A 12,836-nucleotide genomic window follows, 5' to 3' on the forward strand; every position below is an offset into this window, starting at 1 on the left:
TTTAAGTATGAGATAAACAGGATTTCATAAGACACCGCAGCTAACTAAAAAACTAAGCACTCCTGCACTTTGAACTTTGAACTCCTGCACTTTGAACTTTGAACTCCTGCACTTTGAACTTTAAATACCTCTCACAGATTACACAGATTTCACGGATTTTTAATTTATAAGGTAAACAGGACTTAATCAGCCACCGCAGCTAACTAAAAAACTAAGCACTCCCGCACTTTGAACTCCTGCACTTTGAACTCCGGCACTAATTCACCGTCAATCGTTCCCTGTTTTTCTCCAATGTCTTCGCTCCGATTCCTTTCACTTTTGTAATATCTTCAATGCTTGTAAATTTGCCATTTTCTTCTCTCCATTCCATTATTGCCTTGGCTTTCACTTCCCCAATGCCGTTTAGAGAGCAGAGTTCTTCCAGTGTTGCCGTATTCAAATTGACGATAGAGTTATTCTCAATTTTCGTTTTGGCACTTTTTGCTTGTTTAGGGCTATCAGTTTGGGTGTTAACAAGTTTATAATTTGTGCTATCTCCAAAGACGAGCAAATCGGGCAAAATATTCTTATATGTCTTTGCTCCAATGCCTTTTACTTTCATAATTTCATTCACCGATGTGAAGGGATGTGTTTCCCTATAGGCAATGATATCTTCCGCTCTTTTTTCTCCAATGCCGGGCAGGCAGATAATTTCTTCTTTTGTAGCGATTCTAATGTCCAGGCAGAGGGGTTTATCTATCTTAACTGCTTGTTTTAGAGAATCCAAATCGGTGGAAGATGCCAGAAGTGGTTTTCCAAAAAAGAAATCCAGAAAGCACCCACCCAGAATTGCCACCGCCAAAAACAGCAGCATTTTTTGTTCATTGGGAGTTAAAAAATTACGCAGAGGGTTTTTTACTTTCATTTTATTATTTCTGCTCCGGTAATTTATTGTTCATTTCGGCTTTTGCTTGTAAAGTAATCCAATTTGGGCATTTAGAGAGCTCATCTTCCCAGTTTGTTAAATAGTTCTGCAATTGCTCAGGAGTGATGGTTCCCCTGTCAAAAGCACTTAGCAGATGCCTTTCCAGCGTTTCCCATTCCTTTTTATTTGCCAAAATGCCGGCATATACATCAAAATAGGGATAGGACTTCAGTAAAACAGGATTTTGAACCAAGTATTGTTCCAATTCCATCTTATTTTCCGTTTCCTGTAAAATTTCCACATAACCCTCGGCAAAGCTGTAAATACTATCGGCAGAAGCAAGCTGACCATTTTTAATCAGGTCGGAAAGCAGATTGGGCATCAGCGTTTTATATAGTGTGGCATTTTTATTTTGCACCAGAAAATATTTTATCCGCATCCAATTGGCGGTTAATAAATTACGGTCTTTAATCTGGGTTAATTCCGCTTCAGCTAAAGCATAATTTTTCTGGATGCGGTGGCGGTGAAATTGAAAAATGTGAAAATAATCATCCTCTAAAAAGCGTTTATAGCCCTCATCTATTGTTTTTAAAGTGGATTCCTGATTTTGGAGAGGGTCGGTAAGTTCCAACTCCGCATTTAATAACCAAGCCATATAGTCCACCAGAAAGAGGCGATAGCCCCAGTAAAAATCAGGATATTTACGGCAAAGTTCTTCTGCGGCATTCATTTGCAATGTTTCATCTGGCTCTAAACGCAAAGCCAGATAAGTATAAACAGGCATATTGGGATTTTTTTTCTGCAACTCTATAAAATATTCTCTACAAGCATCGGGCTCAACGCTTTGCCAGATACTTTGCAATTCGCGCAATTCTTCTACATTTGTGGTAGTCGGCAAATAGGTAATCAGTTTGGTTTTGGCAGTTTGCCAATCGGGAGCGGTTAGCAGTTCCTGCCTAAATTCCTCAAAATTTCTGCCCTGAATTGTCAGACAGATACACAGCAGAGTCAGCATCAACAAAATGCGTTTTGCAAACATCTATCAGCTCCCTTTTTTGAACTTTTTTAAGTAGCATAAATTTCTCCTTACCTTATCCTGCAGTTGATAAATTTTGTCAAGTAAATGCTCGTTGCCAAATCATCCCAACCGCAGAAAAGGGAATTGACTACATCAAAGTGATTTTTGCTAATCCTACTTACATTGCCATTTTGCTTTTGCCACACCCCAATGCGTGTGAATTCACCTCATTCTTGCCTACCCATCTATGGTAGTGATGTAGTGGCGCTTCTTGGGATTTTCCCGAGCATTGCCACCGTATCTCCAGCGTAGCTATCTAAGGAAGAAAAAACAAACCGACATATCAAAAGCAACAATTAGAGGGTAATTCATCTTCTTAGTGTGTATCTGTGTAATCCGTGAGATCTGTGAGAGTTTACTACCTGGCAAAAATGCTAAGAAAGATATTGACGAAATAGCCCCTTGCCAGAGAAAATACTTTTTAACAAAAAAGATAGTTAAGTTATGGAGAATAAATGCAGATAAACGGACAACAATACCTTTCCGTTTGGTATGAAAATGACAAGGTTAAAATGATAGACCAGAATAAATTACCATTGGAATTCCGGATTGTGGAATACAGTAATTATCTGGAAATATGTTCTGCCATCCGGGAAATGACAGTGCGCGGAGCTCCTGCCATTGGAGCTGCCGGGGCTTATGGAATGGCTTTGGCGGCTCAAAATGCTCCCGATGCAAAATTTCGGGCTTATTTAAGAACGGCAAGAGATGAATTAACTTCCACTCGTCCTACTGCCATAGACCTTTGTAATGGGGTAAATTATGTTTATGAACACGCCCTTAAGTTCATTCCGGATTATAAACATTCGCGCTTAGTGGCAGTTTTTGCGGCGCGGGAATTTGCCAAAAAAAGCGTTGATGATTGCTATCAAATCAGTAAAATAGGCAGTGAAATAGTTCCTAAAGGTGCCCGAATTTTAACTCATTGTAATGCTGGTGCCTTAGCTACTGTGGATTGGGGAACTGCTTTGGGGGTTATTAGAATGGCTCATCAACAAAATAAAGACATTTTTGTGTATGTGGATGAAACGCGTCCCCGTTTTCAAGGAGCCCGTTTAACTGCCTTTGAATTGGAACAAGAAAACATTCCTCATACCATAATAACTGATAGCGCAGCGGGTTTTTATTTCTGGAAAAAGGAAATTGACTTGGTAATCACCGGTGCGGATAGAATCTGTCTGAATGGCGACATTGCCAATAAAATAGGCACTTACGAAAAAGCGGTTTTGGCAAAAGAGCATAAAGTGCCTTTTTATGTAGCCGCCCCTTTAAGCACTTTTGATTTATCCTGTAAAGAAGGAACTGATATTCCCATTGAAATTAGAGACGAAGATGAAGTTAAACGCATTAATGGATCCTATCTTGCCAATCCCGGGTCTCCGGCATTAAACCCTTCTTTTGATATTACGCCGGCAAGATTTATCACGGGAATCATCACTTCCAAAGGTATTTTCAAACCCAAAGACGCTGCCCGGCAGGTGCAAATATGATGTTTGATCTCGTTTTGGAAGGTGGCATCATAATTACAATGGATAGCCAAAACCAGATTTTGGAAAATCATTGCCTCGCAATAAACAAGGGCAAGATTCAGGCAATATTCCCTTGCGGCAGTTCAAATTATGAAGCAAAAGAAAAAATAGATGCCAGTAACTGTTTAATTATTCCGGGCTTGATAAATATGCACTCTCATCTGCCAATGACCTATTTTCGCGGTCTGGCGGACGACCTACCCTTAAATGTTTGGCTGCAACAATATATCTGGCCCCTGGAAGCAAAACTGATTAACCCGCAATTTGTTTATGACGCTACTTTGCATAGTGCGGCGGAAATGATTAAAAATGGAATCAGCACTGCCAACGATATGTATTTTTGTCTGAATTCCATAGCCGATGCCTGTTCTAAAGTCGGTTTGCGGATTTTTATCGGTGAAGCAGTGATTGATAATGAACAAGCAGGTAATGGCGAAACCAACGCCATCGGAAAAAGAATTATGGAACTAAAACAGGTCTATAAAGATAATCCGCTGATAGATTTTACTTTAGCTCCGCATTCCATTTATGCCTGCAGTGAAAAGACCTTAAAAAATTGCGCCAAAGTTGCCGGTGAGAATGATTTTATTGTGCATACCCATTTATCTGAAACTGCGGAAGAGGTGGAAAACTGCCTTAAAGAACATAAATTAAGCCCGGTGGAATATCTGCAAAAACTTGGTCTTTTGGATGTTCAAGGTATTTTTGCCCATGGAGTTTGGATTAACGCAAAAGAAATGGATCTCCTTGCTGAAAAAGGAAATAGCAGTATTGCCATCTGCACGGAAAGCAATTTGAAATTATCCTCTGGTTTTGCCCCTCTAAAAAAGTATCAGGATAAAGGCATAAACCTTTGTTTAGGAACGGATGGCGTAGCCAGTAACAATAATTTGGACCTGCTGGCTGAAATGTCCGTAACGGCAAAACTGCATAAGGCACTAAATAATGACCCTACTCTGTTGCCAGCTAAAGATGCCTTTGCTATGGTGACAATAAATGCGGCTAAGGCATTGGGAAAAGAAAAAGAACTCGGTTCACTGGAAATAGGAAAACTTGCCGATCTGGCTGTTGTTTCTTTACAGGAATTGGAAAACAATCCTCTTTACAATCCATATTCCCTTTTGGTGTATGCAATTAACCATAATAGCATTCGGGATATGATTATTCAAGGAAAAATAGTGATGCGCAATCGCGAACTGCTTTTTGTGGATGAACGGCAGATTTTAAATAAAGCAAGCGACTACCGGCAAATTGTGTTACAGGCAGTAAAAAAATGAATTCCATAAAAAACCGCCGCGCTCAACACGACTATTATATTGTCCAAACTCTGGAAGCAGGCATTGTTTTAAAAGGGACGGAAATAAAATCCATTCGTGCCGGGAAAGTGAATTTCAAAGATAGCTATGCCAAAATTGAAGAGGGAGAATGCTGGCTGCATAATTTGCATATAAGCCCTTGGGAAAAAGCCGCTTATTTTAATCATGAAGCGGAACGAAAAAGAAAATTACTGCTGCATAAACACGAAATAAAACGCTTGCGTTCCAAAGTGGAAGAACAGGGTATGACACTTATCCCCTTGGAACTTTTTATCAACGAAGGAGGGCTCTGTAAAGTGATTCTTGCCCTCGTTAAAGGTAAAAAAGAATATGATAAACGCGATACCCTGCGGAAAAAAGACCTGGAAAGAAACCAGGAAGGTTGAATTTAGCGTCAACCTCCTGCCAGCTATGTTTTTAGTAAGCATAAAAAACAGCGGTAATGATAATACTCCTCTACCAGAGAAGGACAAAATATGAAAGAACAAAATTTGCAAAAGGAAACCCATTTAAACCAGATCACTTTTTTTCTTAACGGCAAACAAACTACTGAAGATGTCCCTGCCGGAATTTCCACTTTGGATTGGTTGCACACAAAAAAACAAATGTTCGGGACAAAATGCAGTTGTAACGAAGGTGATTGTGGTGCTTGCACAGTGGTCATTGCCTATCCTTTGGAAGGCATAATTACTTATAAGGCAATAAATTCCTGTCTGTATCCCGCAGCCAAATTACACGGAAAACATTTAATTACGATTGAAAGTTTAGGCACTCCGGAAAATTTACATCCCATCCAACAAACGCTGCTAAAACATCATTCTCTTCAATGTGGATATTGTACCCCCGGTTTTGGGATGAGTTTGTTCGCACTTTTGGCTATGAATGCGCATCCCGATCAGGAAACAATTTTGGCTGCTTTGGAAGGAAACCTATGTAGATGTGGAACTTATAATAGTATTTTAAAAGCAACGCAAGAACTGAGCGCTAAATTTTCCCCTTCGGAAATTGTTCCAGAATGGTGTAGAAAAGTGGAAGAAAGTTTATTCCAATTTAAACAAAAAGATGCGATGCTGATTGCTAAAACAGATATCCCACAACAGGTTGATTGCTATCTTCGGCCTGAAAACCTGAAGCAGTTATTTGATTTTTATGCTGAACATCCAGATGCTAATATCATTGCTGGCGGAACAGACATAATGGTGCAAAAAAACATTGACCGCAAGGTCTTTCCGGTGCTGATAGATATAACTAACATACCGGAACTAAACCGTTTATATCTTCGCCAAGAGGGATTGCATATTGGCTCTGCAGTTACTTATGCGCAATTGTTGGAATCGGGAATTGTGAAGAATGATTATCCAGTTTTGCACAAACTGCTTGCTCAGATTGCTTCTCAGCAAATACGCAATTTGGGAACTTTGGGTGGAAATATTGCCAATGCTTCTCCCGTGGGTGATACACTTCCTCTTTTATTGGTTTTAGGAACTTCCCTTTGGTTACAATCGGCTTTGGAAATTAGGCAGATGCCTTTAAATGACTTCTTTGTCAGTTATCGGGAAACGGCTCTAAACAAAGGAGAAATAATAAAAGAAATCATTATTCCTCGGCTCAGTAAAAGTAACTTGGTTAGAACAATCAAATCCGCTAAACGCCAGAGCGTGGATATTTCTTCTGTAATAAGTGCAGTTAATGTTGAATATAAAGAAGATGTTATTATAAATGCCGCTTTAGCTTTGGGAGGGGTTTCCGCTCTGCCTATGCTTAGCCAAAAATTTACAGAACTACTGACTGGTAAAAAACTTAGCACCATAAATATAGATGCCGTTATTAGCGAAGTGGAAAAAGAATTTGAGCCCTTAACGGATGTGCGCGGAACGGCTCTCTACCGTAAGAAACTAATCCAAAATCATATTTTGCTTTATTTTCAGGAACTGCAAAAGGAGGAAAAATGAATTCTGCTGTTTTTCATCTTTCTGGTCCCTTGCACTTATGTGGAAAATCACATTTTATTGCTGATGAGCCGCCTTTACAGGGTCAACTTTATGCTAAATTTTTGTTTTCACCGGTAGCGCATGCTCAAATTACTAATTTGGATATTTCTGCAGCGGAAAAATTAACCGGGGTAATAAAAGTTATCACAGCTGATTCCATCACGGGTGAGAATCAAATTGGAACGGTAGTAAAAGACGAGCCCCTCTTCCCTGAGACGGAAATTATGTATGTGGGCCAACCCATAGCGATGGTGCTTGCGGAAAATGAATACCTTGCAGAACTGGCAGTTAAACAGATAGTGCTAAAATATAAGGAATTGCCCGCTATTTTTGATCCCGAAGAGGCATATAAAGAAAAGCAGGGATATATTCCGGAACGCATAATTGCCAGAGGTGATGTAGAGACAGCTTTAAAAAATGCCCCTTTCACTTTATCGGGGAAAACGGAAACCAGTGGCCAGGAACATTTTTATTTGGAATGTCAACGCTGTCTTGCAGTTCCAATGGAAAGCAGCAGAATAATTTTACATACCGCCACTCAAAGCACTATGGAAGTTCAAGAAATTGCTTCCCGCATTTTAGGGATTCCGGCAAATGATATAATTATAGAAGTTCCGCGTTTGGGAGGTGCCTTTGGGGGAAAAGAACGCGGAGCTACAATTTGGGCTTGTATGGCTGCTTTAGGAGCTTTTTTAACACAAAAACCGGTTCTGGTAAAACTTACGCGTGATGAGGATATGCACCTAACCGGTAAAAGACATCCCTTCACTTCTCTGTGGAAAGTGGGTTTTGATGAACAGGGCAAAATTCTGGCTTACGATATATTGCTTTTAGCCAATGGAGGCGCTTACACTGATCTATCCATCGCTATTTTGGAAAGAGCGATGTTTCATAGTGAAAATGCTTACTATATACCCAATATCCAAATAAAAGGTTTTGCCTGTAAAACAAATCTGCCACCCAATACGGCTTTTAGAGGTTTTGGAGCTCCTCAGGGGATATTTGTAATAGAAAATATCTTAGCAAAAATAGCGGAACAGTTAAAAATAGACCCGCTGGAAATTCGCCTCCGAAATGCTTATCAAAATGGAGATAAGACACCTTACGGACAGGAGATAACTGATTGCCGTTTAACCGATCTTTTCGATTTTTTGGCAGAAAAAACAAACTACTTAGCACTGAAACAAGCCGTGGCAGTTTTCAATAAAAACAACACCCGCTTTAAACGCGGCATAGGCATCATCCCTGTAAAATTTGGCATTTCTTTCACTACAACTTTGCTAAATCAGGGCTCGGCTTTGGTTTGGGTATATATTGATGGCAGCGTTTCCGTTTCTACCGGGGGAGTGGAAATGGGACAGGAACTTTCTACTAAAGTGGCAATTGTGGTTGCTAAAGTGTTAGGAATTCCAGTTCATAAAATTAGGGTGGAAAGCAGTAACAGCCAAAGAATTGGTAATGCGTCTCCTACGGCTGCTTCTACCGGAAGTGACATAAATGGTAACGCTGCTCGGATTGCTGCTGAAAAAATAAAAATGGCTTTGACTGAGTGTGCGGTAAAGCTACTGGAACAAAAACAGCAGCTGACTGTTTCTCCCGAAGATATTGTTTTTAAAGATGGCAAGGTCTTCTACAAAGAAAATCCCGATGCCTGCGTGAATTTTGAAGAATTAGTCCGCTTTGCTCACTCGGAAAGAGTTCCCTTGGCAGCTTATGGTTATTATAAGACACCCGCTTTGTGGTTTGATAGGGATAAAGGCAACGGCAATCCTTTTCACTATTTTGTGTGGGGAGTTGCCTTAGCGGAAGTGGAAATGGATACCCTTTTGGGCGAACATAAGATCATCAAACTTACAGTTATGCACGAAAACGGACAAACTTTGAATGAGGATATAGACCGTGGACAAATTGAAGGTGCCATAATGCAAGGCATTGGTTGGTGCACAATGGAAGACCTGAAATGGAACGAAAAAGGGGTTTATCTAAGTGCCAATCCTTCCACATACAAAATTCCCGGAATACGCAATCTGCCAGAAGAACTGGTAATAGAAATGATACCCTCTGCTACAAAAGAGGCAAGTGTTTTTGGCTCCAAAGGGATTGGGGAACCACCTTTAATTTATGGGCTTTCTGTGTTTTTTGCTTTGCAGGCAGCGGTAAAAGAAGCAAGAAAGGATGCGGAACTGAGTTTTCCAGCTACTCCGGAATCTGTTTTGCAATGCCTGGAAGTATAAAGCTCTGGGGCTAATGGTAAGCCAGGAGTCCAAATAACGCTATTATAGATGCAGGACCTTTTTCACTGCCTGATTATTGCCGCTTTGCACATTTATAATGTATATGCCGGCTGGGGACTTTTTACCTTGCAAATCTAACCCATTCCACAGGATTTTACTATCTCCGGAGGTTATCATTTGGGTATTTCTATAGAGTAGCTGTCCCTTCATATTATAGATGGAAGTGGTTAGCGGCGTTGATTTTTTAGTAGAAATAGTGATAGCTATATCGGAGACGAAAGGATTGGGATAGACAGCATTGATATACAGCTCTGGTATTGATAAATTAACATCATCGGAAACAGCGTCTCCGCCCCAAATTTTACCAACAAATTCGGGATGATCCACATAAGGATTGCGGTTATTTTGATAATTATAAACACCGGTATTACGAGTTATTTCTGCATTATCCGGAGGATCAGAATGATGCCAGATAAGCAGAGTAGGTAGCATATTCACATTTTGCTGAACTAAGCTTTCTCCATTATAACGCGTGTAAAAATAAAGCAAAGCGCGGGCAATATCGCCCTTAAATTCATCTGCTGGCTCAAAGACCATTCTATTTTGAGCATTATTACCCCGGTAACTTTGCCAGGGTGTATTACTGTAATAAACATCAGCAGTATTATGATTGGCAACTACATCAAAAGGATAATTGCCCCGCGAACTATTTACTACCGAATTGGTGATAAACAAATGATGGAGGTCTGATTTCTTTTTAGCCGTGTCGGTTCCATTAAACCAACTTTGCGCATAGGTATGTTCCGTGTTGGGATTGCTGCTGCCGTTATAATTGTAGCCAACATTATATTCCTGTCCTGTATAAACACAGGTTACATAGCCGCCAAAATTATCCAAGGTCTGAAAGAGCACCACTTTGGATTCATCATAGCTGGTATTGGTGTTATTGGAAATTAAACTGCGCAAGCCATTAAAGAGATTATCGCCGGTTAGGTTAATGACGCTGTCATAATAATCAGCATAAAGCGACAGGGCAATACTGAACAGCAGTAAGAGGAGCAGAGTTTTTGTAATATTCTTAAACATTGTAACCTTATCTTAGCAGTATAATTGAGAGTTAGGATTTTCTTCCGTGCTGGCAAACAGTTCATTTTCAATCAATTCAATTAGCAGATGAATAACGATTGTATGAATTTCTTGAATGCGGGCTGTGTTATCGGAAGGAACAATTATTTCATAATCACAAAGCCCTTTTAGTTTGCCACCTTCTTTTCCCAGCAGAGCAGCGGTAAAACAATTCTTTTTTTCTGCCGCGGCAATTGCATTTATGATATTGCGGGAATTTCCGCTGGTAGAAATTCCCAAAAGTAAGTCCCCGCTTTCGCCATAAGCTTCAACGCCTCTGGCAAAAACATTTTCCCAGCCATAATCATTAGCCACGCAACTTAAATAGCCAGGATCGCTTAAAGCAAGGGCAGGAAGAGCTTGACGGTCTTGTTTAAAACGGCCTGAAAGCTCTTCGGCAAAATGAATGGCATCACACATTGAACCACCATTTCCACAGGCAATCAGTTTTCCTTTCTTACTTAAAACAGCAGCCATTTGTTTTGCCAGGGCTTCAATCTGGCTTAAAAAAGTTTCCTTGTTTAGCAATTCGGAAATAAGTTCCTGTGCACTTTTGAAGGTTTCAATTATTATCTTATGCAAGATTAAGCGCTCCTTATAAACTTTCTTTTACTTCAACCTTGGTTTTCAGTTCCTGCTCTTCAATTTCATCAATTTCTTTCAAGGTCTGATTGATTAGCCGAACTCTTTCTTTATAGGGCAGAAAAGCACTCTTGAAACCATTTAAAATAAGATACTTAACCGTTGGATAATCTAAGCCAAGTTCATTAATTGCCAACATATATTCATCGGTCACTGTGGTATTGCTGATCATTCTATTATCGGTATTGATCGTTACTCGCAAACCATAATCAATATAAAAATCAAGAGGATGGCTACGGATATCGGGAACCGCCTTTGTATGCAAATTGCTGGTTAAACAAATTTCCAAAGGTATCCGGTGGTCATTTACATAATTTAAGAGGTCTCCATCTTCCACCAGACGCGTTCCATGCCCAATTCTATGAGTTCCACAATAATGCAATGCCTGATGAATACTTTCCGGTCCGTATGCCTCACCCGCATGGATAGTGATGTTTAAGTTATTATGCAAAGCCAGATCAAATGCTTCCTTATGGTCTTTGGCAGGATGTTTATATTCTCCTCCTGCCAGGTCAAAACCAATAACGCCTTTATTTTTAAAGGCAACTGCCAGCTCAGCAAGTTTTAGAGAAGTTGTCGGATCCATATTTCTGATGCCGCAAATTATCACACCGGTCTTAATGCCAAAATCCCTTTCCCCATCTTTTAAGCCGTCTATTACTGCTTGGGAAATTTCCGTCAGTTTCAATCCCTGATCCGTATGTAAAATAGGAGAATAGCGCACTTCCATATAGCGCACATTTTCTGCTGCCGCATCTTCTGCCAATTCATAAGCCGCGCGTTTTAGCCCTTCTTCATTTTGCAAAACGAGATTCACGATCGGAAAAGCGCGTAAGTAATCATCCAAACTGGTCGTCTGCTCTCCGCAAACCAAAAGTTTACGCAGTTCAATCGGATCCATAGTCGGTAGCTTTATCTTATACTTTTTTGCCAAATCAATTATGGTGTCAATCCGAACGCTGCCATCTAAATGCACATGTAAATCCGTCTTAGGCAGCTTTTTAATGAATTCTTTTGTCATCTTTATTTTCATTTTTTCTTCCTCTTTCTTCTTTAACAGACATAATAACTATTTTTCTCTATCTGTCAAGTAGGAAATGAAAACTGCGGTGGAGTAAGCCCTTTAAGGAAAAAATAATAGGTAAGGGATGAACAGGATTTTAGGGATTTTTGTGATTGATACTTCGAAACAAGGATTTTAAAAGAATATTTTGCCACCGATACCACCGAAAATACCGAAGTTTTTTCACACAGATTCAGTTTTAGGAACAAGGATTTAAGGATTTAGAGGATTTCTAATTTTAGGTCCGTTAGGAACGATATATACTAACGACGGGTTTTAACCCGGCGTAAAAATAAAGGAGGGTTGACGTCCTCGTCAACCACAACAAACAAACTATCAAACCATTATAAATTTTCGCGGAAACTATATAATTCTGCTGTCAGAGAAACGACGAGGAATTCGTTCTTCCAGGAAAATACCTCTCACAGATTCCACAGATATATTTTCACGCAAATTCAGTTTTAGAAACAAGGATTTTAGGATCAAAAGGATTATATTTTATAACTTAAAATTAGTCGACTTTAAGTCAAAATCGGCCTTTTCTATGAGATTATTAGTGACCTTATTCAAAGAAAGGGGGAAAAGAATTGAATTGTATGGCAGATCACGAGCAAAACCGATTTTAACTCAAAGGGCGACACAATCATAGCGATGGTGGCGTAAGCCCCTCGATAAAAGAAAGATACGAATATCTTTTTATTTTCTTTTCTATCTCCTTAGGGCGCCAAAAAAGTTCCGTTAGGAACGATACATACTAACGACGGGTTTTAACCCGGCGAAAAAAAACGGTAAAAAAAGTCCCAGCGGGACGACAGAGACAAACGGAACCTTAACCCAACTTTACCATTTCAAAATTTATCTACCTGTCCTATAATGAGTTAGCCAATTTGTGGGCACTACACAAGTTGGCGTTTTTGTTCTTTTCTGCGGATAGGTTTAAGGGGAAGATTTAGG

The 12,836-nt window shown here is 39.8% G+C and carries 10 protein-coding genes; 5 read left to right on the forward strand and 5 right to left on the reverse strand.

The annotated features are described in order from the left end of the window. Window positions 1-256: 256 nt before the first annotated feature. Both ABFC98_07795 and ABFC98_07800 read right to left on the reverse strand, forming a co-directional pair. Window positions 257-904, reverse strand: coding sequence for a helix-hairpin-helix domain-containing protein (locus ABFC98_07795; protein ID MEN6445929.1), 648 nt, complete (start codon window positions 902-904; stop codon window positions 257-259). A 4-nt stretch (window positions 905-908) separates the two neighbouring features. Next, on the reverse strand, window positions 909-1,943 hold the full coding sequence (locus ABFC98_07800) for a hypothetical protein (protein MEN6445930.1): 1,035 nt from the start codon (window positions 1,941-1,943) through the stop codon (window positions 909-911). A 494-nt stretch (window positions 1,944-2,437) separates the two neighbouring features. On the opposite strand from ABFC98_07800, the gene mtnA reads away from it, so the two are divergent. The 5 genes from mtnA to ABFC98_07825 all read left to right on the forward strand — a co-directional run bounded on the left by mtnA (window position 2,438) and on the right by ABFC98_07825 (window position 9,052). Beyond that, entirely contained in the window at window positions 2,438-3,472 is a 1,035-nt protein-coding gene (mtnA, locus tag ABFC98_07805) for an S-methyl-5-thioribose-1-phosphate isomerase (GenBank protein MEN6445931.1), read from the forward strand. Beyond that, a complete protein-coding gene (locus ABFC98_07810; GenBank protein ID MEN6445932.1) occupies window positions 3,469-4,788 on the forward strand; it encodes an amidohydrolase family protein in 1,320 nt (439 codons plus the stop codon). The genes mtnA and ABFC98_07810 overlap by 4 nt, the downstream gene beginning before the upstream one ends. Next, entirely contained in the window at window positions 4,785-5,213 is a 429-nt protein-coding gene (gene smpB / locus ABFC98_07815) for an SsrA-binding protein SmpB (protein MEN6445933.1), read from the forward strand. The genes ABFC98_07810 and smpB overlap by 4 nt, the downstream gene beginning before the upstream one ends. Window positions 5,214-5,303: 90 nt before the next feature. Then, on the forward strand, window positions 5,304-6,779 hold the full coding sequence (locus tag ABFC98_07820) for an FAD binding domain-containing protein (protein MEN6445934.1): 1,476 nt from the start codon (window positions 5,304-5,306) through the stop codon (window positions 6,777-6,779). Then, window positions 6,776-9,052, forward strand: coding sequence for a molybdopterin cofactor-binding domain-containing protein (locus ABFC98_07825; GenBank protein MEN6445935.1), 2,277 nt, complete (start codon window positions 6,776-6,778; stop codon window positions 9,050-9,052). The genes ABFC98_07820 and ABFC98_07825 overlap by 4 nt, the downstream gene beginning before the upstream one ends. A gap of 42 nt (window positions 9,053-9,094) precedes the next feature. Here the strand turns inward: ABFC98_07825 and ABFC98_07830 are convergent, their stop codons facing one another. From ABFC98_07830 to add, 3 genes are read right to left on the reverse strand one after another with little or no spacing between them, the layout of a single operon-like run. After that, window positions 9,095-10,138 (reverse strand): endonuclease, encoded by a 1,044-nt coding sequence (locus ABFC98_07830; protein ID MEN6445936.1) that lies wholly within the window; start codon window positions 10,136-10,138, stop codon window positions 9,095-9,097. 12 nt (window positions 10,139-10,150) lie between these two features. After that, on the reverse strand, window positions 10,151-10,759 hold the full coding sequence (locus ABFC98_07835; GenBank protein ID MEN6445937.1) for an SIS domain-containing protein: 609 nt from the start codon (window positions 10,757-10,759) through the stop codon (window positions 10,151-10,153). Window positions 10,760-10,772: 13 nt separating this feature from the next. Then, the gene (gene add / locus ABFC98_07840) at window positions 10,773-11,852 is read right to left on the reverse strand and encodes an adenosine deaminase (protein ID MEN6445938.1); all 1,080 of its coding nucleotides are present in this window, start codon (window positions 11,850-11,852) and stop codon (window positions 10,773-10,775) included. Between the last annotated feature and the right edge of the window lie 984 nt (window positions 11,853-12,836).

The organism is Candidatus Cloacimonas sp. (assembly GCA_039680785.1).
GTDB lineage: Bacteria > Cloacimonadota > Cloacimonadia > Cloacimonadales > Cloacimonadaceae > Cloacimonas.